This is a genomic window from Ruegeria arenilitoris, from assembly GCF_013030985.1.
Taxonomy (GTDB): domain Bacteria; phylum Pseudomonadota; class Alphaproteobacteria; order Rhodobacterales; family Rhodobacteraceae; genus Ruegeria; species Ruegeria arenilitoris_B.
In genome coordinates this window covers 643,843-665,766 of the sequence record NZ_WPYP01000001.1, presented here as the reverse complement: position 1 = coordinate 665,766, position 21,924 = coordinate 643,843, and the positions used below count along the sequence as shown (strand labels likewise).

The window sequence follows — 21,924 nt, the reverse complement described above, 5'->3', positions numbered from 1 at the left end:
AGAAACCCGATATAGGCAAAAACGCTGAGGTTCAGCAGGGTGTCGATGAATGCGCTGCTCATGTCCGATCCTCTCGCGCCAGACTTTTGAACAGGCAGACCACGAGAACCGGCACGATAAACACAAAGGCCATGGCCGACAGCGCGATGATTGACCGGACCAGAGAAATATCTCCCACCAGTATCATCGCCAGTCCCAATGCCCCCAGAATCAACCCCCAAACCGTCCGAACGCCGGGGGACGGATTGTCGTCGCCGCCCGTTCCGATCATTGCCAGAGTGAACCCGGCGCTGACGACGCTGGTCACGACAAACAGAAACGCAGCCAGGATTGTTGCTGTTTGCGTCAGACCGCCGAGTGGGAACTTGGCAAGCAGGGCGAATGTTGTCGCGTCCAGATTCTCGGCATTGACGGCGGACAGGGCACCGTCCTGCCGCAGCGCGTCGTAAAACCCGAGACCGCCAAAGATGCCGAACCACAGGATCGAGAAGAGGGTCGGGGCGACGATGACACCGATCAGGAACTCTCGGATAGTACGCCCGCGCGATATGCGTGCGATGAAGATGCCCACAAAGGGGGACCAGGCCAGCCACCAGATCATGTAGTTCAGTGTCCAGCCGTGAAACCAGTCGACGATGGTGTCGTCAAAGAACTCTGCCGTCGAGAAACCGGCAGGCAGGACTTTGAACACGTAGCGCCCGAACCCGGCAACGATATCGTTCATCAGAAATGAAGTCGGACCGAGGATCAGCAGATAAACCATCATCCCGACGGCAATCAGCATGGCGGCATTGGACAGCAGCGACATCCCTTCGCCAAGGTCCCGCCGCAAGGGGATGATGAACGCGATACAGAGCGCGGCAAAAACAGGGAGTGTCAGCATTCCGGGTGTTTCGACGCCGATCAGACCCGCCAATCCGGTCTGTATCTGAAATACGCCCATCGCCATCGAACCCGCCAAACCGACGGCAATCGCAACAATCGACAGCAGATCGAACACCCACCCCATCGCCTTGATCCAGCGCGCCTCGCCCAGTGCCTCGATCAGCGGGGCGCTCAGCAGCAAGGTGCGGTGTCGACGATAGGCGAAATAGGCGATGACCAGCCCGACGATCGCGTAGATCGCCCAGGCGTGAAAGCCCCAGTTCAGATAGGTCACGAACAGGGCATAACTTGCGGCTTCGGGGTCGGGGCTGTACTGGCGCAGAACTTCGAAATGGGTCAGTGGTTCGGCAGCGCCATAGAACAGCAGCCCGACCCCCATTCCGGCCGCAAACAGCATGGCGATCCAGGCCGGGGTCGAGAATTCAGGCTCGGCACCGTCCGGGCCAAGGCGAATGTCGCCGAACCGCGACAGGGCCAGATACAGCGCTACAAATAGCAGGCCGCTGACCTCGAGCATGATGAACCAGCCACGGCTGTTGAACTGTGTTGCCACCGCTTCTGATGCGAGACGCCCCAATCCTTGCGGATCGGCGATACCCCAGGCAGCAATCGCCGCGCTGATGACAAGGGCGATAACAAGCAAGGGGCTGGGCGAGGGGCGCTTCATCCGGGGTCCTTTTTTTCGTTTCGGAATAAATTCCTTTACAGCCCTACGGTTACAGGGGTGTACCAAGATTCCCGAAAGACTAGAGGCACGGTTCACAACATTCAAAGATTTTAGTCTGGTGGTCGTTACACCCGTAAGTCCGGCATTTCACGCCTTCAAGCCGGTTGGCGGGGGGAAACTTTGGAAAAACCCGTCAGATATGCAGCTTGGGGCGGTTGGTCTGCGCGCGGGGGTTGACAAGTTGAGTGTCTGAATGAAACGTCGAAGATGTTGGGAGATTTTGGAATTTCAGGCGCTTGCACCTGTTGCAACGGGTTTGCGCTTGCCTTAACCGGCGAAGTCCCTGGAGGGGGGCCGCTGGGCGGTTTCCCATCCACCATAAGAATTGGGAGTTCTCAAAAATGAAAAACAGCAGCAAGCTCAGCCTCGGCGCGGTGGTTACCGCGGCCCTTATGGCTCCTGCCGCATATGCAGAAGAATTCATCACCATCGGCACCGGCGGTGTGACCGGTGTGTATTACCCGACCGGTGGCGCGATCTGCCGTCTGGTCAACAAGGGCCGTAAAGAGCACGGCGTTCGCTGCTCGGTCGAGTCGACCGGTGGTTCTGTCTATAACATCAATACCATCCGCGAAGGCGAGCTGGAGTTCGGTGTGGCGCAGTCCGACTGGCAGTACCATGCGTATAACGGCACCTCGAAATTCGAAGAGGCCGGCCCGTTCGAAAACCTGCGCGCGGTCTTCTCGGTACACCCCGAGCCGTTCACCGTTGTGGCCCGTGCCGATTCCGGCATCACCAACTTTGAGGACCTGAAAGGCAAGCGCGTCAATATCGGTAACCCCGGTTCCGGTCAGCGCGGCACCATGGAGGTTCTGCTGGGCGAAATGGGCTGGACCACCGATGATTTCGAACTGGCGACCGAGCTGAAAGCGGCAGAACAGTCTGCAGCTCTGTGTGACAACCAGATCGACGCGATGGTTTATACCGTTGGTCACCCCTCGGGTTCGATCCAGGAAGCAACCACTGCATGTGATTCCGTGCTGGTGAATGTCAGCGGCGATGCTGTCGACAAGCTGGTCGGTGACAACTCGTTCTACCGTACTGCAACCATCCCCGGTGGCATGTATCGCGGTTCGGACGGTGACACCGCGACGTTTGGTGTTGGCGCGACCTTTGTGACCTCGGCAGACGTGTCGGATGACGCGGTTTATGCGGTTGTCAGCTCGGTCTTTGAAAACTTCGACGACTTCAAAAAGCTGCACCCTGCATTTGCAAACCTGAAGCCGGAAGAGATGATTGCGGACGGCCTGTCGGCCCCGCTGCATCCGGGCGCTGAGAAGTACTACAAAGAAAAAGGCTGGATTCAGTAAGCCAGACTTAAGGCAGGGTGCCCACCGGCGCCCTGCGACCCAAGCCCGTAAAATAACGGGTGGTTCAAAAAGCCAAAAAGGCCGCGACGGGGAGACATTTTCATGAGTTCCGACACACAATCCAATCGTCCGCTATCCGAAGAAGAGCTGCAGGATCTTGTAGCCTCGTCCGATGCGGGTGGGCGAAATCCGGTCGGTAATGTCGGGATTTTTCTGGCCGTTGTGGCGGCAATCTGGTCGATTTTCCAGGTGCTTTTGGCCTCACCTATCGCCAACTATCTGTTGCCGGGCAGTGTCGTGAACAATGCACGGCAGTTTCATCTGGCCTTTGCGATGTTCCTGGCATTCGCGGCCTATCCCGCGCTGCGTTCCAGCCCGCGGGACTATATTCCGGTTCAGGACTGGATCATGGGGGTCGTTGGCGCTTTTCTGGCGCTGTACGGGTATTTCTTCTACGAAAAGATCGTGGACGCGGGTGGCCTTGCGGATGATACCGACAAATGGGTCGCTCTGATTGGCCTGCTGTTGCTGTTCGAGGCCGCGCGCCGTGCGCTTGGCCCGGCAATGGCGATCATTGCCACGATCTTTCTGGCTTATGTCTTCTTCGGCTCATCCGAATGGGTGCCCGAGGTTATCCGCTGGAAAGGCGCAAGCCTGAAAAAAGCGATGAGCCATATGTGGATCACGTCCGAGGGCGTGTTCGGCATTGCGCTGGGTGTTTCGACGAAATTCGTTTTCCTGTTCGTTCTGTTCGGCGCGTTGTTGGATAAGGCCGGGGCTGGGAACTACTTCATTAAGATGGCCTTTGGTGCGCTTGGCCACCTGCGCGGTGGTCCGGCCAAAGCGGCCGTCGTCGGTTCGGCGGCGACCGGTTTGATCTCGGGCTCGTCCATCGCCAACGTGGTGACCACCGGGACCTTCACCATTCCTTTGATGAAACGCGTCGGGTTCAGCAGTGAGCAGGCCGGATCGGTTGAGGTCGCCTCATCGGTAAACGGTCAGATCATGCCGCCGGTGATGGGTGCTGCGGCCTTCCTGATGGTTGAATATGTGGGCATCTCTTACGTCGAGGTGATCACCCACGCCTTCCTGCCCGCCGCGATTTCCTACATCGCGCTGGTCTATATTGTGCACCTTGAGGCCGTGAAGCGGAACATGCCGACGCTGGGCAACCGCGAGGTGCATCTGGCGCGCACTGTGGTCGGGATGCTGTCCTTCTTCCTCGTGTTCGCGGGCCTTTGCTATGGCTCGCAATACCCGGTCGATGCGGTCACCAGTTGGGCGCCATCATCTGCGGGCCTGATCCTGAGCCTGATCGTCTGCGCGGTCTACGTCGTGTTGCTGTATCTGGCCGCGCAGGTGCCGGATCTGGAACCGGATGACCCGAACGCCAAAGAGGTCGAGCTGCCGGTTATTGCAGAGATTTACAAAGCGGGTCTGCACTATCTGCTTCCAATCATCGTTCTGGTCTACTTCCTGATGATCGAGCAGAAGTCCCCGGGCCTGTCGGCCTTCTGGGCGACCGCATTGCTGTTCGTGATCCTGCTGACGCAAAAGCCGCTCAAGGCGCTGTTCCGTGGGCAAAGCAATCTGAAAGACAACTTCATCGATGGTGTCGCCGACCTGTGGCAGGGCCTGATCGATGGCGCACGCAACATGATCGGGATCGCTTTGGCTACGGCTACGGCGGGCGTGATCGTGGGTACCGTGACCCTGACCGGTGTCGGGCAGGTGATGGCCGATCTGGTCGAGTTCCTGTCGGGCGGCAATCTGATCCTGATGCTGGTGATGGTTGGCCTGCTCAGCCTGATCCTTGGCATGGGTCTGCCGACCACGGCGAACTATATCGTCGTCAGCTCGCTGATGGCCGGTGTGGTTGTCGAACTGGGCGCGCAGAGCGGACTGATCGTACCGCTGATCGCCGTGCACCTGTTCGTTTTCTACTTTGGGATCATGGCGGATGTGACGCCACCGGTGGGTCTGGCCAGTTTCGCGGCTGCCGCTGTGTCGGGCGGCGATGCGATTAAGACCGGCTTCACCGCGTTCTTCTACAGCCTGCGCACCGTCGCACTGCCGTTTGTGTTCATCTTCAACACCGATCTGCTGCTGATCGACGTGACCTGGGTTGAAGGCATTATTGTTGCGATATTCGCGACCATAGCTATCCTTGTCTTCACTGCCGGAACGATGGGCTATTTTCTCACTCACAGCCGTATCTACGAGAGCTTGGCTTTGATCTTCGTGGCTTTTGCGTTGTTCCGGCCCGACTATTTCATGGATCGTATTTCGCCGCCTTATGCCTCAGTTGAGCCAGCGGCGTTTGTGGAAACTATCGGGCAGACACCACCGGGGTCCGAGGTGCGTCTGGTTGTCAGCGGCCCGGATTTCGATACGCTCAAGATGACGGACACCACGGTTGTTGTCACCGTCGGCAATGAAGAGGGTGGCGAAGCCCGTGTCGATGCGATGGGCCTGCTGCTGATGGAAGAAGACGGGTTGATCAAGCTTGAAGAGCCGATGTTCGGCACGCCGGTCGCGGATGAACTGGACATGTTCGATTATTACGGGGATGAGGCGGTGCGCCTGACCTCGGTCAGCCTGCCGTCCAGCCAGCCTCCGAAACAACTGATCTATATACCCGCGCTGATCCTGCTGGGTCTGATCGCATTCCTGCAACGTGGCCGTGCCGCCAGACAAGAGGTGCCCGCATGACAAACTCTGTTCTCTGCGCTGTTGACATCAGCAACGGTGACCTTGACGTGAATGTGCTGAAGACTGCGGCGGCCTTGGCCGATCAGGACGGTGCGCAACTGGATGTGGTAACTGTTCTGCCCGATTTCGGCGAAAGCTGGGTATCCGGGTTCTTCCAGCCTGATTTTCATGAGAAAGCGTTGGAAGAGGCGCAGGCCAAACTGTCCGAGCTGTGCATTTCTACTCTTGGGGACGAGCGGAATGACAATATCCGCCATGTCGTCGCCACCGGCACCGCTTATCAAGAGATCCTGAAAACCGCCGAAAGCGCCGGCAGTGATCTGATCGTGATCGGCGCGCACAAGCCGGACCTCAAGGATTACCTTCTGGGTCCGAACGCGGCGCGGGTTGTGCGACACTCGACCGTTTCGGTTTACGTCGTGCGCTAGGGTCAGTACCCCGTCATTTCAAGATATCCGCGCCCTTGGTGGCTGCCGGATACTGTGACGGGGCCTTCCCAATATTCGAATCTTGTGCCCATCCACGCGCCGGGGGTGATGGCTGAAACCTCGACGTCCAGATTCTGGTCGGGCAGGGTAACGCGCCATTGCACTGGCACGTCCCGTCCCGCCACGCGCGCTGTGTCCATAGGATTGAACGATACGGATCCGTTCGGAAGGGGGGTCGTGGTTCCATCTGGCGCGATCCAGGTGGCGGACGTGAAATCTCCGCGTTCACCGCGCAGGCGGAAGGCCATCAGCTTGTCGCCGCCGTCAAAGCTGAGCGAGAACCAGTCCCAGCCGCTTTGATCCGCCGCCAATGGTTGCGAGGACCACTCGCGGTCCAGCCAGCCGTTGCCGGTGACCGCAACATCGCCCTCGGGCAAGTGCAGCACGCCTTCGACCGTGTAGAAGGGCTGAGAGTAATAGTAGCTGGCTTGCCCATCAGCGGATTTGACCGAGTATCCGGCGTCTCCGTGAAACACCAACGGGCCTTGGGCGGTAAGAGTCAGGTCATAGGCAAACTCGGCGCCACTGGCCGACAGGGTCACCGAACCGGGGTCCGTTCCGCGCATGTGCCATTCGTCGATCCAGGCCTCGAAGGGGGCGGCTGTTACACCGGCCTGACCGATCCCGCCGCGTGACAGGCGTTCTGCGAAGTAATGCGTTTCAGGCGTAGTGACGGCAGCGTGACCCATCCAGAGTTGCGGGCTCTGCCACCCTTCCGCCTCTAGCGGTTTCAGGGCGGATCGGAACAAGGTCCATTGGATGCCGTAATTGCGCCCGTCCTCGCCGGTCAGGTTTGCGGTCAGGTACCACCATTCGATCCGAAACCCGGAATGTGGGCCGTGATCGCGGGGAAATTCGAACTGGTAGCCAGGTTGCGGGATGTCGAATCCGTCGGCCGAGCCGCCAAGCCCGGCATAGCCCTGCGTGCGTAAGGCGGAAGGAAGCAGCAGGAACAGGACACATAGCCAGGTCTTAACGTTCATTGGCAAACACCCTCAGCAAATCGGCAGGCGGCAGGCGAAGCAAACGCAGCGCGGGCAGAGCGGCAGCGACAAAGGCGGCCAGCAGAGTCAGAGCGAACAGGTAAGCCCAGTCCAATGGGAAAAGATACATCGGTAGCCGCCACCCAAAGGCTTGCACATTAATCACTGCCAGCAGGGCCCAAGCCAGAACCAACCCCAATGGCAAGGCCAGTACTGCCGTCAGCGCGGCCAAAAGCACACTGCGCGCCAGCTCCAGCCGCGCCAGTTGCGCCCGGGTCAGCCCCAGCGCCCAGACCGGCGCTATTTGCGGCAGGCGTTGGGTCCACAATGTCAGCAGACTGGTCAGGATGGCAAACCCGGCAACGCCCAGCGTCAGGACGTTCAGCGCCGAAGTCACCACAAAGGTCTTGTCGAAGATCGCCAGCGATTGGGCCTTCATCGCCGCCTGCTGCACGACGGCTCGACGGGGCAAGTCAAACTGGTCGCGCAGGGCCTGTGCCATCTCGGTGGCGCGCTCGGGTGCAATACGGATACCGAAGCGGCGTGTGTCGGCGCCTGGCGCGATCCGGTCCAGTTGCGGCATTGACACGATGGCCTGTCCGGTCGGGTTTCCGTAGTCCGAATAGACGCCGGCAATGGTCAGGGTGTGACCCTCTTTAATGGTCAGTGTGTCTCCGGGCCATAGGTTCGCGCGGCGGGCGAGTTGCTCGTTGATCAGCACGGCCTCACCCGCATGAAGGCGATCCCACACGCCGTCCGTGGATGCGATGATCGGCCAGTGATCGCGGTAGGTCTGATGGTCTGCGATCCCATAAAGAAACAACGGCCCCGTTTCATGCGCCAGTTCAACGCTGCGGATCGGCAGAACTGCGTCCGCCTGCGGGTCCAGCCACCGTGCGATCTGTTGGCCTTGCTGGTTGTCGGCGGCGGTTACGTAAAGCTCGGAGGTCAGGCGTTGATCGAGCCAGCCGGTGAAGGTCAGGCGAAAGCTGGATACCATGGTGCCAACGCCGATATTCGCCGCCAGCGCCAGCAGCAGCGCCATCAGGGCCAAGGACAGGCCGGGCAGTTGTGCTTGCATATCTGCCCAGACCCATTGCGCGACTGGTCTGCTTGCGCTGCGCTGGAAGGCCGACAGGGCAAGCGACAGCAGGTAGGGCAGGATCAGAGCGGACCCCGTCAGGATGCCGCCCACCATGGCAAATCCCGCAATCAGTCCATCGAACGCGTATCCGACGGCAAAACCGCCCACGATCAGGGCCACCCCGATCAGCCCACTGGTGCGGTGCACGGTTGCGGTGCCACGCCATGCCTGCAGCCCAGCCCCGGTTAGCAGAGGCATTCGCGACAGGCGAAACAGGGCCTGACCGCTGGCCAGCAACGTGCCTGCCAATGCCATCGCCAGACCGGCCAGAACCCATTGCGGTTGCAGGGTCATCTGCCCGTCGACCGGCGCGCCGTATAACCCGCGCAAGGTTGCGGCGACGTCGGGCAGCAAGGCTCCGGCCAGAAAGAAACCCAAGATCAGTCCTAACAGGCCGCCGATCAGGGCCAGCAGGGTCAGTTCGGCCATGATCATCCAGACCAACCGCCGCATCGAAACGCCCAGCGCCCGCAAGGTGCGGATCATTGCGCGCCGCTGGGCAAAAGCCAGCCCGACAGTGCCGTGGACGATGAACAGCCCGACCGCAAAGGACAGTAGACCAAAGGCCGTCAGGTTCAGGTGAAAACTGTCCGTCAATTGCGCCGCGTCCAGCCGGGACGAGGCTGCAACGCGCTCCAGTTCGGGCGCGATGTCCGACAGCGGGGGAATGCCGCGTGGCTGACCGTGCAGCACCAGCAGGCGGGAGATCTGGCCAGGTTTTTCCAGCAGCGTCTCGGCCACGCCGATATCGGTGAGGATCAGGTCGGGCGGGACCGCGTCTGACTGCAGGATCGGGGGAAGCCCGTCTTGCGCCCCCAGCGCCCCGGCCAGTTCAGGGGATACCAGCAGCCGGCCGGGCGCGGTCAGCATGTCGGCCGGATCGGAAGGCGTTTGGGATCGTTCGATCTGCGTTACGGCGGGCAGGGCCGGATAGGCCACCATATCGACGCCCATTACCTGTATCGTGCGTCCGTTCAGGCGCAGAGGCCCCTCGAGAACTGCCGCCACCTGCCACCCGGCGCGACGCAGCGCGACATAGCGCGAAATCGGGATCAAACCTGACGGGTCGCGCAACTCGTCATGCAGGCCCAGCGCAAGCTGATCGCTGGCGCGCTGATAGCTGGCGCGCGCCTCGGCGTTGATCGCCTGCACGGCAGACCAAAGCCCTGTCGCCAGCGCAATTCCGATCAGCAGAGTTGCCAATTGCAGCTTGTGACGCCGCCAATGCGAAAACAGAGCCTGTATGACCGCGCCGGTCATGCTATGTGACCGCCGGCCAGATGCGCGTGCCGGTCCAGCCGCCCGGCGATGTTCTGCGAATGAGTGACCAGCAGCAGGGCGGCCCCGGTATCGGCCACCAGTGCCAGCATCAGGTCCAGCACATTGGCGCTGGCGGTTTCGTCCAGATTGCCGGTGGGTTCATCTGCCAGCAGCAGTTTCGGCCGCGCGGCCATTGCGCGCCCGATGGCGACGCGCTGTTGCTGCCCGCCCGAGAGGCTTTCGGGGAAGCGCGTCAGCAAGTCGGACAGGCCCAGCCGCTCGGCCAGCTGTCCGGTCCAGTTTGCATCCTCACGGCCCGCCAGCCGGGCGTGAAACACTAGGTTCTGCCCGACCGTCAGCGAGGGGATCAGGTTGAATTGCTGAAACACCAGCGAAACGCTTTGGCGGCGCAGCGCGGCGCGCCCCGCGTCATCCAGCGGTGACAGGGCGGTTCCGTCCAGAGTGATCTCTCCGCCGTCGAAACTGTCCAATGCTGCCGCCAGATTGAGCAGCGTGCTCTTGCCGCTGCCGCTTTCCCCGGTCAGGGCCAACGTCTGCCCCTGATCAAGGGTCAGCGACACGTCCCGCAAAACGGGGCGTCCGCCCGGATAGGATTTCTGGACCTTGTCGATTGTCAGCAACATGCAAAAAACCTCGGACTGTGCCCGCAACAATGTGCGCCGCCACCACGCAGAGTCCAGCACCCAGCCGCATTCGTTTCCATTCGCCGCAGTCTTGTCCTTTTCAGGTTAAGTCGCCATTGTGGCAGGACTTCTTCGGGCCAAAGCATGATAAGTGAGTTGATGACGTTAACGCAGCAGATCCTTTGGGGCAGTATTTATCTGGGCATCTGCTTCCTGATTGAAATCATCCTTCTGACGTGGTGTACGCAGGTGGTTCGCGTCATGTCGCTAAGGCTGGAAAACAGCAAGAAGTTCTTTTCTATCGCGGCCCCGATCTGCATAGCCCTCGTCTTTATCGTTGCCATTCACACGTTTCAGGTGTGGCTGTGGGCGATCGTCTGGGTGCTGGGAGACGTGCTGCCCGACTGGAATTCGGCTCTGTATTTCTCGTTGGTGACGTTTACGACTCTGGGCTACGGCGACATCGTGCTAGGGGAACCGCTGCGCATATTCGGGGCGTTTGCCTCGGTAACAGGCTTGTTGGCCTTCGGGCTATCTACCGCCTTTATGGTCGCGCTGATGACGCAGGTTTTCAAAGAAGAACTGATGTCCTAAAGGATCGGCGCGAACAGCCGGGCGAGAGGTGACCCAAACCGGATATAGGCCGGTTGGTCGGGCAGTTTCTTGGTCAGTTCATAGCTTTTCTCGAAATCAGCCCTCAGCATCTTGTCCACCGCCTGCGCCGCTTTTGGATCAAAGAACAAGGCCATTGCCTCAAAATTCAGGCGGAAAGAGCGGTTGTCCAGGTTGGTGGTTCCCACGGCCGCCAGTGTGTCGTCGACCACAAAGACCTTCTGGTGCATGAAGCCGTCAGTATAGCGGAACACCCGCGCGCCGCAGTCCGTGACCTCGTCGAAATAGGCGAAGGCGGCCAGCCAGGGCAGGCGGTGGTCGATCACATCCGGTACGAGAATACGCACATCCACTCCGCGTAAGGCGGCGTGTTGCAAGGCGGTCATGATGTCTATGTCGGGCACGAAATAAGGCGAGGCGATCCACAGCCTCTCTTTCGCTTCGGTGATGGCGGCAAAATACATCATTGCGCCGGTTTCCGTTTCGTCGCCCGGGCCTGTCGCAACGATCAGGGCGTTCATGTCCTGCTCGGATTCCGATCCGGCCCAGTCCAGCTGTTCGATCAGGTCCTCTTCATGCGCCCAGTGCCAGTCTTCGGTGAAAATCAACTGCAATTGCCGGACGATATGGCCGGTCATCTGTATATGTGTGTCGCGCCAATGACCGAAATGAACGTGTTGTCCCAAGTATTCGACACCCACATTGTGCCCGCCGATAAATCCCGTTTCTCCATCGATGATAACGGTCTTGCGGTGATTGCGGTAATTCAGCTGAAAGCGGTATTGCGGCCCGCGGCGATCCCGCGGGTTGGCGATCTCGATCCCGGCAGCGCGCAACTCGTCCAGATAGGCCGTCGGCAAGCCATAGCTGCCGACCGCATCAGTCATGAAGCGAACCGACACACCGCGCTTGGTCGCGGCGATCAGCTTTTCCTTGAGCTGTTTGCCAAGTGCATCATCCCGAACGATGTAGAACTGGATCAGGACATAATTCTGTGCCGCATCGATGACCTTAAAAATGGCGTCGAACGTCGCTTGCCCGTCAATCAGTAACTCGGCCCCGTTCCCGCGCGAGACCGGCAGATGCGCCAGCGCCTCGAACGGGCGGGGATTTATGGGCATTGTGTCCGGTTCGGGTTTCGAGAAATCCGCAAAGGTCTTGATACCCTCGACGACCTGTTCACTGTGTTTCCGCGCGATGCGGTAGCCGCGGAATCGGTGATGACCCAGGAACAGATACAGCGGCACACCGACAAACGGGATCGAGATCAAGAGGACCACCCAACCGACGGCCCCTTGTGGCGTGCGGGCGGTTTGGGCCGCCCGTATCGAAAACACCGCGGCCGTCACATACAGCAAAAAGACGAACGCGGAAACAAGTAATGTCCACATGGGGTTATCGGTCTCTGAGTGCCTTATTCCGACCCAGTGTAGATGCGATTCCAGTCGTTCGCCATATCAACAATGACCCAACCCATGTCGGGGCCCTTGTCCAGCCCGTCGACCAGTTTCCCGATCGGGCTTTCGCGGTCATAAGCCCATTCGCGTTCGGCATCGGTGTGGTGAATCAGAACGCCCAGTCGCGGACCGTCGCCCGCCGTGGTCCATTCCAGCATGGCGAAATCCCCGTCCGAGTTGCCGCCAGCCAGAATGGGGCGTCTGCCAATCGTGCGTTCGATATTGATGGGCTTGCCCTCTTTGTCATCGACAAAAGCGATGCCGGGGGCCTTGGTGATGACCGGAGCGCCATCAGCTGTTTCATAGGTTGTGTCGGCATAAGTGCCCAGAATCTGCTCGGGCGGAATGCCATAGGCATCCTCGGCGAACACGCGCATGAAATGCAGACCGCCCCCCGAGACAATATAGGTGCGGAACCCTTCATCCCTGAGATAGCGCAGCAGTTCCACCATCGGCTGATAGGTCATCTGATCGTATGGCAAACCGGTATCCGGGTGGCGTGCGGTGTCCAGCCACTCGGCGACGGATGCCTGGAATTCTTCGATACTTACACCGGAATGCGAGGCGTTCAGAATTTCGATCAAGGCATCGTGGCCGCCTTCGGCGACAGCTTGCAGATCACCATTTGCCGCAGCTTCCAGCGTTGGACTGGTCAGGATCGAGGGGTCCGCCTCGGCCAGGTCGGCAAGGCGATCCATAGCGAAGGTGAGTTGAAAATAGACCGGCTGTTCGCCCCACAGAGTGCCGTCGTTATCGAACACCGCAACCCGCTCGGCCGGTGTGACATAGTCGGCACCGTTCGGGTCAGTGACGGCCTCGACGAATTCGATGATCCTGTCCTTGGACGCGGACGCGCCCCAACTGGGCAGAGGGTCGGCAGACAAGGCCAGCGGAGCCATGACAAGAGCGGCTGAAAGAACTGCATTCCTCATGAGAAATTTCCTTGCTTCAATTAGTAAAGGGCCGCCGTTGCATGGGCGGCCCTTCGTGTTCTGATGGGTTAATTGTTGGTCGGCGCGGACAGCTTCTCCATCACCTGATCCAGGTTGAAGCTGGCCGCCTTTTGGCGTGGCGGGTACTCCTGGAAAGTCTCCAGGAAGCTGCCGACATATTGCTGAGCGGGCACCAGGAAATAAGCCCGATCCAGCAGCCAGTCGTAGTAGGTGTTGGACGTCCGGTAAGCACGCTCATAAGGATCCCGACGCAGGTTCACGATCAGCGGAATGCGCAACTCGGTCCAGGGTTCGATCCATGCGCGCAGGGTGCCCCACGCCTTCTGCTCAAGGAAGATCAGCTTCCAATCGTCAAAGCGCAACGCGGTCAGATCACCGTCATCCGAGAAATAGAAGATCTCGCGACGCGGGCTTTCCGAAGTTTCACCAGTCAGCAGGGGCAGGATGTTGTAGCCATCCAGATGAACCCTGTAGTCCCGGCCCATACCTGACGAGCTGTAACCGGCCTTCAGCTTTTCCTTGATGTCCGGGTCACCGGCAACTGCAAGGTAAGTCGGCAGCCAATCCATATGGTGCACGATCTCGTTGGTGACCGATCCGGCCTCAATCTGGCCGGGCCAGCGTACCATCGACGGAACGCGCCATCCGCCTTCCCAGTTGGTGTTCTTCTCACCCCAGAATGGCGTCGAAGCGCCATCCGGCCACGTGTTCATGTGCGGCCCGTTGTCGGTGGAATAGTGAACGATGGTGTTGTCGGCGATGCCGAGCTCATCCAGCAAGTCCAGCAGCTGACCGACATGCAAGTCATGTTCGATCATGCCTGCGGTGTATTCATCGGTCACGCGGCCTGCGATGTCGTTGGCCTGTGCGCGCATTTCATCCTTCACGTGAGTACGGAAGTGCATCCGTGTGCCGTTCCACCAAACATAGAATGGCTGGCCTTGCTCGTGGGCGCGCTTGATGAAGTCAACGGCAGCCGCAACGGTTTCTTCGTCCACAGTCTCCATGCGCTTGCGGGTCAGGGGGCCGGTGTCCTCGATGGTGCCGTCGGCCTTGGACTTGATAACGCCGCGCGGCCCATAGGCCTCGCGGAAGGTGCGGCCATCAGCCAGAACCGCATCGCCTGGATAGTCTTCGTTTTCAGGCTCTTCCTCGGCGTTCAAGTGGTATAGATTGCCGAAAAATTCATCAAATCCGTGGTTTGTCGGAAGATGTTCATCTTTGTCACCCAGATGGTTCTTACCGAACTGGCCTGTGACATAGCCATGATCCTTCAACAGGCCAGCAATTGTCGGATCTTCGACCTGCATCCCCAGATCAGCGCCGGGCAGACCAACTTTGGACAGGCCGGTCCGGTACACCGATTGTCCCATGATGTAGGACGAGCGGCCAGCGGTACAGGATTGCTCACCATAATAGTCGGTGAAAATCATGCCTTCCTTGGCGACGCGATCGATGTTCGGCGTCTGATATCCCATCAGCCCCATCGTATAGGCCGAGATATTGGACTGCCCGATATCGTCACCCCAGATGACCAGGATGTTGGGTTTCTGGTCCTGCGCCCAGGCGGGAAGTGCCAACGCAACGGCGACAGTAGCCACAGCAATGCGACGCAGCTCGGTGCGCCACCTGTTTGCAATCGAACGTGGTGGTGACATGATATGCTCCTGATCTGTAAGAGTTTGTAAGCCCAGAGGTGTGAAGGTTTTTGTCGACTGCTGAAATCAGCCAAAACGGTTTGTCAAAATGGTCTAGTTCTTAACGGCAAAACTTCTCCCTTCCGGGAATCGAACGCAGTCAGATTAGGTGATTTGCTGAATTTAAAACTCATCATATGATGATATTGGAAAATTCTAATGTTTGACAAAACGAACAATATTAAGCTCTTGCAGAATGCCGGGTGGTTCAGCAAACGCTCGGACGCGTTTCGTCGCGGCTTGCTGGCTTGTGGGGCTGCAAAGTCTTTTGAGCCATTGGAAACACTGTACCATCACGGAGACCCGGCAAACGGAATCTTCGCGGTCCTCAGCGGCAGTGTTCAGATTACTGCGCCAGCGGATGACGGGCAGGAGTTTGTGCTGCACCGCGAGGGTGCCGGATTCTGGATTGGGGATCTGGCTCTTTTTGCCGACACCCCGCGACTGATCAGCGTCGTCGCCACGCAAGAGACGCACACGTTGTTTTTTCCACATTCGCGCATAGCCAAGCTGGTTCGGGACAATCCGAATTACGTTCGCGACTTTTATGCCTTGACCCAGGAAAACATGCAGACGGCGCTTCGAATAATGGCCAATTTGGCCGTGACTGGCAGTGAAAAAAGGCTGGTGTTGCGACTGCTTCACCTGGATGAGGTCGCATCTGAATCCGAAGGTTGGATTGACGTATCTCAGGACGATTTGGCCGAGATGATCGCTGTGTCACAGCCCACATTGCACCGCATCCTTCATCGGTTGGCTGACACGGATCTGATCGAACTTGGGTATGGGCGTGTTCGGCTGAAGGATCGACAGGCGCTGATCGCCAGTTGCCAGACCTGAGGTCAGGGGTTCAGCGGCGGAAGGGTTTGGACATGTTTTTTGGGCGATGTCGCAAGAGCGTCCAAGGCGGAAACGGCATTGGGCCAATCAGGCGTTTTTGATGTGTTATCAGCGCTATACCGTGTTGAACCGATCTTGCTCAAACATGCTTCAAGGTTGTGATATCCTTGCGGATCGCCACAGCGCCTCTTCCAGGTTTCAAGCGCGGAATACGCAGCCGAAAGGTCCTGGTCGTGCAGTGCACGGCGCAATTGTTTGAGGGCGAATTCCGGGGATGCGCGGTACGCCTGTTCACGCGCCTCCTTCCAGCTTTGGTATCGCGGCAACATCCACCGCATAAGGGTCCAGACGGCCACCACTGCAGCGGCGGCCCACACAAAGTACCTGATCAATGTTTCTGCTGACGGAGGTGCGGGTTTGGGCGCAGCCAGCTTCAGGTCCAAGGCTTCGACGTCAACGGTTTCAACGGCGTTTGTTGTCAGGTTGAACCATTGCAGAGAAACCGGCGGCAGCTGAGCCTCACCACCGTCCTGTGCAAGGTAAACAGTTTCATCAACACGTTGGCCCGACAGAATGCCGCGATCCTCGGTTTCGGTGAACCGCGCCTCTTTGGGGTAAGGGCGCAGCTGAGGGTCCTGATTGTCCGGGATTAACTGCGGTATCATGATCGGGCTTGTACCCGAAATGCGCGCTGTCAGTCGCCGGGTGACCGCATCGCCCGCCTGCATTTCGGTTGGGCCTTCTACTTCCTGCTCCAGTTCAAAGCCCGTTGCGATAATCAGTGGATCCAGATCTCGCGCGCCGTCCGGGACCACCGCGTTGATAGTGATCGGCGGCAGCGGAACGGAAACCTGGATCGGGCTGTTCGTTTCCGGGTCCGCAAATGTGACCGTCATGTCCTGAGCGTCAAACTCAATCGCTCCCGGCACCAGTGGATAGATGCGATAGCTCCGCTGAACGCCGGACCATGTCGCGCCGTTCACAGACTCGCTGACAGGCCCCGAAGCGCGCTCGGGCAGGCGCACCAGAAGGTTCTCCTGTTCAAGTGTGGGAAAGATCGGAGGGGATGGCATGAAGGTCGGTACCAGAACCTTTATGCGCAGGATAGCCGGTTGTCCAACGACCACGTCCTCACTTGGCGTCTGCACCGTGACTTGTGGTTGGGGTGAGTTTGAGGTTTGCGCGAATGCTACGCACGGAAGCAGCCAGAACATGAGGAGGAGCAAGTATCTCATTGTTCCTGCTCCTGATTATCCAGACGGAACCGGTTGCGCAAAAAATCCTGCATGTCCGTATCAATCGTGCTGATCCATTGATCCGCCGACAGGGGTTTGGCGTCTTCGGTCTGGGCCTGAATGGTCGTGTTTTCCCCGCGTCCGGCTTCGTTGTCGAACACAGTGTCATCCGCTCCGATCCCTGCTTCTTCACCTGTGTCGGATTGTTCCCGCGTTGTTTCGACATAGTCCAGAATGGCTGTGGCAACTTCAAGGTTATGCTGGGCTTCCGGCCAGTCCGGACGGCGGTCCAATGCCGTTTCAAAGGCCGAAATGGCGGGCCGGTACTCGCGATTGCGAATGCGGGCCATGCCTTCGGCAAAGGCGGCCTCTGGCGTAGTCAGTTCAGTGAAGATGGCTGCGGCTTCCGGGTACTGGCCAGCCCTCAACCTTGCGTAGCCTTCGTGATAGGGGTCCTCGAACAGCTCTGCGGCGTCCGCGTAACGCTTCTGATTCATCGCGATCTGACCCTGCTGATCCGGCGTCAGGAACCAATCCCGCCAACCCTCTGCACTGGCCGGGCCCGCGGGCTGTGTCAAAAACAACCCCAACAAGGCCCATCGGATCACCCAGCCGCGCCGGAACCAAAGCAGAGACAACAGCGCCGCGGGCCATGCCAGCATCCACCCCCGATCCTGCCAGTCCAGACGATCATCGTCATCCAGCGCATCCACATAGGCCGTTTGAATTTGCCGCTGTAGTCGCGCGATATCCCCGTCACCATTGGAAAACGGGACCACGACGGCGTTTTTCAGATTGTTCAGTTGAACAATATCACCGCCGTTGGGCAGCATGGTCAGAAAGAAAACCTGCGTTGTTGCGTTCTGAAACTCGGCCAGCTGTGATGGGTCGAGATCGTCCAGCACAAACAGGACAGCCCCCGGAGTGTCACTTTCGCTTAAAATGCTTTGCGCGAGCGTCAGTGCATCACCGGCGGCATCCCCTTGCTTGGGCATCACAGCCGGGGTCAGCCCCTCAAGCAGCGGGCGCAGGATATTTGCGTCCTCGGTCAGGGGGGCCACCCGGTGCGGTGAACCGGCATAAGCAATCAGCGCTGTCCGCGCACCAGCACGGGCATTGATCAGGTCGGTAATCTTGAACTTTGCACGCTCCAGCCGCGACGGGGGCAGGTCGGCGTTCTCCATGCTCTCGGTGACCTTCAGGGCGATCACCAGCGGGGCCGTGTCAGCCACAAGCGGGTTCTGAGCGCGCGACCATGTTGGCCCCGCAGCGGCAATGGCGACCAGCGCGGCGGCGATCATGGCCACGTCGATGGGATAGATGCGCCGCTTTTCCTCGCTGCCCAGTCGCAGGGCTGCGGCAAGGTGCGGGGCCACACCAGATGGCAGATCGGACTGTCCCGAACGTTTCGGGCGAGACACCCACCAAAGACCTGCAATTGGTATCAGGAAAAGCAGATAAGCCGTTCTTAAAAAGTGAAACTCCGTTAAGGCGTCGATCATGGAAGGCTCCTTCGACGCTGTGCGAAGTGCAACCCAGCGGTGCTGCCCAACATAAGTAAAAGAGCGGCCAATGACGGATAGTGCGCGAGGCTTTCCCGCGGCCGGTAGCTTTGGGTCTCAACTACTCTGGGGTTTTGCTCATCTATGCGCTGGTAAGTCTGGGCCAGCGCGGCCTCGTCATTGGCGAAAAAGTACTCCCCTCCGGTCCGATCCGCGATGGCTTTCAACGCGTCCAGGTCTACGCGATCCTCGCCTGACGCGTTAGGATCGCCAACACCGATGGTGTAGATAACAACGCCTTTGTCTGCCGCGATGGCGGAGGCGTTGGTGGGCGTCATGCGGCTGGATGTATCTGCACCGTCGCTGAGAACGATCATCAGGCGCTGATCCACTTCGCTGGCGTCAAAGGTGCGGATACCCAGGCCAATGGCGTCGCCCAGGGCGGTGTTGGGACCTGCCATTCCAACTTGAGTTTGGTCCAGGAACCCATTCAAACTACTCAGGTCTTCAGTGAACGGTGATTGCACAAAGGCACGGGTGCCAAAGATGATCAGGGCCATCCGGTCGCCCTGACGTTCGGCAATAAACTTGCGCATCACGTCTTTGACCGCTGCCAGCCGTTGTTCGGGCGTGCCGTCGGTGGATTGAAAATCGCGTTGATCCATCGATCCCGAGATGTCGAGCGCAAGCACCACATCTCGGGCGGATTTTTCGATCACGATCGGGTCTGACAGTTTCTCCGGGCGTGCCAAAGCTGTCACCAGCATCAGCCAGATGAGAATGACCACAGCGGTTTGCAGCATCGGCCGCTGTGCGATGATCGACCCGGATTTGGGTTCAATCCCTGCTGCCTTGGCGACATGACGGAAAAAGGGGATACGGATCGAATTGGATTTCTCTCGGTGCGGTGGTGCAAGCCGATAGACCAGCAATGGCAGTGGCAGAAGCAAAAAGGCCCAAGGTGCAGCAAATGAGATCATCACTGCCTCCTCGGGGCTTTGTGGGTCCTGATCCAATCTCGCGCGAACTTGGCGACGTTCGGATTGGGCAGGCTGGGTCTGTAAGGGGCGTCAACAAGGGCTTGCGCGTCGGCTGAAGAAATCGAAATCTTATCAGCGGATTGCTTGAGAAACGTAATCCATTCCGGGCCATGAAGGCCGGCCACCTGATCGCGCGGAAAAGCAGCCAGTGCGGTACGTCGCAGGACTTCCGCGATCCTGGCGACGTCACTGTCGGCAGCTTGTAAATCGGCAAGCGCGGTACGGCGGTACGCATTCGATTTCCGGTGCCGCCGGTACAAGTGAACGGCGCACGCAATCGCTGCAACCAGAAGCAACGCCAACACCGCCCAGCCCCATGTTTGCGGTGTCATTGGTACCGGCGCAGGCGTCGGTGCGGGTTCAAGCATGTCCAGTAGCTCGACAAGAGACTTGCCTTCGACATCGACGCTCATCGTTGCCCTCCGCGATGGCCGAATTGGCGAAGCAATTGATCCAGGGCCGGTTCTGCGGTGGTCAGCGGCACAATCGGAAAGCCATAGCGGCGCGACCACTCTCGCAGCTGCGCTAACCGGTTCTCCAGTTCTGCCTTGATGCGTTTCGACAAATCCGGATCCGAGCTATCGAGTTCGATTTGCGCGCCTCCATCCGAGACGGTCGTACGCAGCCCCGGGATCAGTTCACGCGAGCTGGGGTCGGAAATGTTGAACAAGATAAGGTCGTTTGACTGCGCCAGTCTTCTCAGCAGGCTTTCCGAGGCCTCGTCCAGGCCGTCAAAGTCCGAAAACACGCATATCAGGGCGTTGGTATGTGCGATCCGTGCGGCCTGTTTCAGGACGTCGTTCAGCGACACGGTCGGCTTGGGGCGCAGCGTTGCGTTCAGGTTGCAATTTAGCGCTGCGACCGATGACAGGAAGCGTTTCAACGCGGCGGGGCGGCGTTGCGGGCGATGCTCGGCCAGATCGGTGTCGCCAAAGACAATCCCACCGACGCGGTCGCCTTGGCCCAGAACGCGATGGGCGGCGATTGCGGCGGCTTCGGCTGCGATGACCGACTTCATGTAAACTTCGGTACCGAAAAACATCGAAACGCGCTGATCGACCAGCAAGAGGGCAGGGCGGTCCCGTTCCTCGGTATAGACCCTAACATGGGGTTTTCCGGTGCGGGCGGTCACTTTCCAGTCAATTGTCCGGATGTCATCGCCGGGCAGATAGGTACGCAGTTCCTCAAAGTTTAAACCGCGACCACGCAGGCGCGACGCATGGCGACCATTGAGGATCGAGTGCGCCGGTTGCCGTGGCAACAAGCTGATTGCGCGCGACCGGACACCCAGCCGCAACAGATGGTCAGCATCTACATGGATGCGCGGATCGTCAGGGTATGTGGCGGTTTGGGCCACGGGCTCTCCTTCTGTTCAATCAGGGCAGCGCGACGAGGCGCAGGATTTCCGCGATAACATCGTCCGCCGATTTGGCATTGCCCTGCGCCTCGAAGCTGAGCGTGATGCGGTGGCGAAAGACATCATACGCTATTGCGCGAATATCCGCGGGGTCCACGTAGTCGCGCTGGTTCAACCAGGCATGCGCACGCCCGCATTTGTCCAATGCCAGCGAAGCGCGCGGGCTGGCGCCGATTTCGATCCAGCTGGCAAGCTCTTCACTGTACTTTTCGGGTGTTCGGGTCGCTTGCACGAGGTCGGCCATATACCTGTCCATGGCGTCGGACACGTGGATCTGCCCCATTTCAGCCCGCGCCTGAAACACGGCGTCCTGCGGGACCGGCACGGGCATCTCGCCCGTTGATCCGGACCCGGCGGCGATGTCTTCGCCGCGCACCAGGCGGATCACCTCAACTTCGTCCTCGACCGGGGGATAGGTGATCTGCACATGCATCAGAAACCGGTCCATCTGTGCCTCGGGCAGGGGGTAGGTGCCCTCCTGTTCGATCGGGTTCTGCGTCGCCATCACGATGAACAGTGGCTCCATTTTGTGCGTGGTGCCCGAGACGGTGACCTGCCGCTCTTCCATTGCCTCCAACAGGGCGGCCTGCACCTTGGCCGGGGCGCGGTTGATCTCATCCGCCAGAACGAGGTTGGCGAAGATCGGGCCGGGGTCGAACCGGAAGGTGCCGCCGTCATCGGTTTGCTGGAACACTTCGGTACCGGTCACGTCCGAGGGCAACAGGTCGGGCGTGAACTGAATCCGGCTGAAACTGGCGTCCAGATTGCGCGCCATGGCTTTGACGGCGCGGGTTTTTGCCAGACCGGGCAGACCCTCGATCAGAAGGTTGCCGTTCGCCAGCAGGCCGATGAGCAGCCGGTCAATCACCTCGGTCTGGCCAATAATCGCCTGCCCCATGCGGGCCTTAAGATCATGTATCTGATTAAGTGCATTCATTGAATTGGTCCATTCATGGCCGGACGTCTGGATGTGACTTGTCAGGGTGCGCCGGGGTGGGATGAGCTGGAATGTGCAGTA

18 protein-coding genes are annotated in these 21,924 nt (G+C 59.3%); 5 read left to right on the top strand and 13 right to left on the bottom strand.

Annotation, left to right across the window (positions count from 1 at the left end):
* Positions 1 to 58: 58 nt before the first annotated feature.
* The gene (locus tag GOX88_RS03265; RefSeq protein ID WP_170399145.1) at positions 59 to 1,552 is read right to left on the bottom strand and encodes a BCCT family transporter; all 1,494 of its coding nucleotides are present in this window, start codon (positions 1,550 to 1,552) and stop codon (positions 59 to 61) included.
* A gap of 401 nt (positions 1,553 to 1,953) precedes the next feature.
* On the opposite strand from GOX88_RS03265, the gene GOX88_RS03260 reads away from it, so the two are divergent.
* The 3 genes from GOX88_RS03260 to GOX88_RS03250 all read left to right on the top strand — a co-directional run bounded on the left by GOX88_RS03260 (position 1,954) and on the right by GOX88_RS03250 (position 6,062).
* Entirely contained in the window at positions 1,954 to 2,922 is a 969-nt protein-coding gene (locus GOX88_RS03260) for a TAXI family TRAP transporter solute-binding subunit (protein ID WP_170399142.1), read from the top strand.
* 102 nt (positions 2,923 to 3,024) lie between these two features.
* Positions 3,025 to 5,634: a TRAP transporter permease gene (locus GOX88_RS03255; RefSeq protein WP_170399139.1), complete on the top strand. Its 2,610-nt coding sequence runs from the start codon at positions 3,025 to 3,027 to the stop codon at positions 5,632 to 5,634.
* Positions 5,631 to 6,062 (top strand): universal stress protein, encoded by a 432-nt coding sequence (locus tag GOX88_RS03250; RefSeq protein ID WP_170399136.1) that lies wholly within the window; start codon positions 5,631 to 5,633, stop codon positions 6,060 to 6,062. The genes GOX88_RS03255 and GOX88_RS03250 overlap by 4 nt, the downstream gene beginning before the upstream one ends.
* A gap of 2 nt (positions 6,063 to 6,064) precedes the next feature.
* Here GOX88_RS03250 and GOX88_RS03245 read toward each other — a convergent pair whose 3' ends face one another.
* Genes GOX88_RS03245 through GOX88_RS03235 form a run of 3 tightly spaced genes read right to left on the bottom strand, consistent with a single transcriptional unit; the run spans position 6,065 to position 10,153 of the window.
* Positions 6,065 to 7,105 carry a lipocalin-like domain-containing protein gene (locus GOX88_RS03245; RefSeq protein WP_170399134.1) on the bottom strand — a complete coding sequence of 347 codons (1,041 nt, stop codon included), beginning with the start codon at positions 7,103 to 7,105 and terminating at the stop codon, positions 6,065 to 6,067.
* Positions 7,095 to 9,509 carry an ABC transporter permease gene (locus GOX88_RS03240; RefSeq protein ID WP_170399132.1) on the bottom strand — a complete coding sequence of 805 codons (2,415 nt, stop codon included), beginning with the start codon at positions 9,507 to 9,509 and terminating at the stop codon, positions 7,095 to 7,097. Before GOX88_RS03240 ends, GOX88_RS03245 begins: the two co-directional genes overlap by 11 nt.
* Positions 9,506 to 10,153 carry an ABC transporter ATP-binding protein gene (locus GOX88_RS03235; protein ID WP_170399130.1) on the bottom strand — a complete coding sequence of 216 codons (648 nt, stop codon included), beginning with the start codon at positions 10,151 to 10,153 and terminating at the stop codon, positions 9,506 to 9,508. The genes GOX88_RS03240 and GOX88_RS03235 overlap by 4 nt, the downstream gene beginning before the upstream one ends.
* 159 nt (positions 10,154 to 10,312) lie before the next feature.
* On the opposite strand from GOX88_RS03235, the gene GOX88_RS03230 reads away from it, so the two are divergent.
* Positions 10,313 to 10,747, top strand: coding sequence for a two pore domain potassium channel family protein (locus GOX88_RS03230; protein WP_170399128.1), 435 nt, complete (start codon positions 10,313 to 10,315; stop codon positions 10,745 to 10,747).
* On the opposite strand, the gene cls is transcribed toward GOX88_RS03230, so the two are convergent.
* From cls to GOX88_RS03215, 3 genes are all read right to left on the bottom strand, one after another.
* Entirely contained in the window at positions 10,744 to 12,156 is a 1,413-nt protein-coding gene (gene cls / locus GOX88_RS03225; protein ID WP_170399126.1) for a cardiolipin synthase, read from the bottom strand. The genes GOX88_RS03230 and cls overlap by 4 nt on opposite strands.
* A gap of 23 nt (positions 12,157 to 12,179) precedes the next feature.
* Positions 12,180 to 13,154, bottom strand: a complete 975-nt coding sequence (locus GOX88_RS03220) for an HAD family hydrolase (RefSeq protein WP_170399124.1) — start codon at positions 13,152 to 13,154, stop codon at positions 12,180 to 12,182.
* A 68-nt stretch (positions 13,155 to 13,222) separates the two neighbouring features.
* A complete protein-coding gene (locus tag GOX88_RS03215; protein ID WP_217354187.1) occupies positions 13,223 to 14,833 on the bottom strand; it encodes an arylsulfatase in 1,611 nt (536 codons plus the stop codon).
* A 198-nt stretch (positions 14,834 to 15,031) separates the two neighbouring features.
* Here GOX88_RS03215 and GOX88_RS03210 point away from each other — a divergent pair, with 198 nt between their 5' ends.
* Entirely contained in the window at positions 15,032 to 15,712 is a 681-nt protein-coding gene (locus GOX88_RS03210; protein WP_170399121.1) for a Crp/Fnr family transcriptional regulator, read from the top strand.
* A 2-nt stretch (positions 15,713 to 15,714) separates the two neighbouring features.
* Here GOX88_RS03210 and GOX88_RS03205 read toward each other — a convergent pair whose 3' ends face one another.
* The 6 genes from GOX88_RS03205 to GOX88_RS03180 all read right to left on the bottom strand — a co-directional run bounded on the left by GOX88_RS03205 (position 15,715) and on the right by GOX88_RS03180 (position 21,843).
* Positions 15,715 to 16,839 carry a BatD family protein gene (locus GOX88_RS03205; RefSeq protein WP_217354186.1) on the bottom strand — a complete coding sequence of 375 codons (1,125 nt, stop codon included), beginning with the start codon at positions 16,837 to 16,839 and terminating at the stop codon, positions 15,715 to 15,717.
* A 104-nt stretch (positions 16,840 to 16,943) separates the two neighbouring features.
* Positions 16,944 to 18,449, bottom strand: coding sequence for a VWA domain-containing protein (locus tag GOX88_RS03200; RefSeq protein ID WP_170399116.1), 1,506 nt, complete (start codon positions 18,447 to 18,449; stop codon positions 16,944 to 16,946).
* Positions 18,446 to 19,429, bottom strand: a complete 984-nt coding sequence (locus GOX88_RS03195; protein WP_170399113.1) for a VWA domain-containing protein — start codon at positions 19,427 to 19,429, stop codon at positions 18,446 to 18,448. The genes GOX88_RS03200 and GOX88_RS03195 overlap by 4 nt, the downstream gene beginning before the upstream one ends.
* Positions 19,429 to 19,902, bottom strand: coding sequence for a DUF4381 domain-containing protein (locus tag GOX88_RS03190; RefSeq protein WP_170399110.1), 474 nt, complete (start codon positions 19,900 to 19,902; stop codon positions 19,429 to 19,431). The genes GOX88_RS03195 and GOX88_RS03190 overlap by 1 nt, the downstream gene beginning before the upstream one ends.
* Complete coding sequence (locus GOX88_RS03185) at positions 19,899 to 20,846, bottom strand: DUF58 domain-containing protein (RefSeq protein WP_170399108.1); 948 nt, start codon at positions 20,844 to 20,846, stop codon at positions 19,899 to 19,901. Before GOX88_RS03185 ends, GOX88_RS03190 begins: the two co-directional genes overlap by 4 nt.
* A 19-nt stretch (positions 20,847 to 20,865) precedes the next feature.
* Complete coding sequence (locus GOX88_RS03180) at positions 20,866 to 21,843, bottom strand: AAA family ATPase (RefSeq protein WP_170399106.1); 978 nt, start codon at positions 21,841 to 21,843, stop codon at positions 20,866 to 20,868.
* Between the last annotated feature and the right edge of the window lie 81 nt (positions 21,844 to 21,924).

What these genes read in the sequence shown, in the direction of transcription:
- GOX88_RS03260 (WP_170399142.1), top strand. Translation starts at nt 1,954, where the DNA reads ATGAAAAACAGCAGCAAGCTCAGCCTCGGCGCGGTGGTTACCGCGGCC.
- GOX88_RS03180 (WP_170399106.1), bottom strand. Translation starts at nt 21,843, where the DNA reads ATGAATGCACTTAATCAGATACATGATCTTAAGGCCCGCATGGGGCAG.
- GOX88_RS03200 (WP_170399116.1), bottom strand. Translation starts at nt 18,449, where the DNA reads ATGATCGACGCCTTAACGGAGTTTCACTTTTTAAGAACGGCTTATCTG.
- GOX88_RS03195 (WP_170399113.1), bottom strand. Translation starts at nt 19,429, where the DNA reads ATGATCTCATTTGCTGCACCTTGGGCCTTTTTGCTTCTGCCACTGCCA.
- GOX88_RS03240 (WP_170399132.1), bottom strand. Translation starts at nt 9,509, where the DNA reads ATGACCGGCGCGGTCATACAGGCTCTGTTTTCGCATTGGCGGCGTCAC.
- GOX88_RS03255 (WP_170399139.1), top strand. Translation starts at nt 3,025, where the DNA reads ATGAGTTCCGACACACAATCCAATCGTCCGCTATCCGAAGAAGAGCTG.
- GOX88_RS03220 (WP_170399124.1), bottom strand. Translation starts at nt 13,154, where the DNA reads ATGAGGAATGCAGTTCTTTCAGCCGCTCTTGTCATGGCTCCGCTGGCC.
- GOX88_RS03245 (WP_170399134.1), bottom strand. Translation starts at nt 7,105, where the DNA reads ATGAACGTTAAGACCTGGCTATGTGTCCTGTTCCTGCTGCTTCCTTCC.
- GOX88_RS03250 (WP_170399136.1), top strand. Translation starts at nt 5,631, where the DNA reads ATGACAAACTCTGTTCTCTGCGCTGTTGACATCAGCAACGGTGACCTT.
- cls (WP_170399126.1), bottom strand. Translation starts at nt 12,156, where the DNA reads ATGTGGACATTACTTGTTTCCGCGTTCGTCTTTTTGCTGTATGTGACG.
- GOX88_RS03210 (WP_170399121.1), top strand. Translation starts at nt 15,032, where the DNA reads ATGTTTGACAAAACGAACAATATTAAGCTCTTGCAGAATGCCGGGTGG.
- GOX88_RS03235 (WP_170399130.1), bottom strand. Translation starts at nt 10,153, where the DNA reads ATGTTGCTGACAATCGACAAGGTCCAGAAATCCTATCCGGGCGGACGC.
- GOX88_RS03190 (WP_170399110.1), bottom strand. Translation starts at nt 19,902, where the DNA reads ATGAGCGTCGATGTCGAAGGCAAGTCTCTTGTCGAGCTACTGGACATG.
- GOX88_RS03230 (WP_170399128.1), top strand. Translation starts at nt 10,313, where the DNA reads ATGACGTTAACGCAGCAGATCCTTTGGGGCAGTATTTATCTGGGCATC.
- GOX88_RS03215 (WP_217354187.1), bottom strand. Translation starts at nt 14,833, where the DNA reads ATGTCACCACCACGTTCGATTGCAAACAGGTGGCGCACCGAGCTGCGT.
- GOX88_RS03265 (WP_170399145.1), bottom strand. Translation starts at nt 1,552, where the DNA reads ATGAAGCGCCCCTCGCCCAGCCCCTTGCTTGTTATCGCCCTTGTCATC.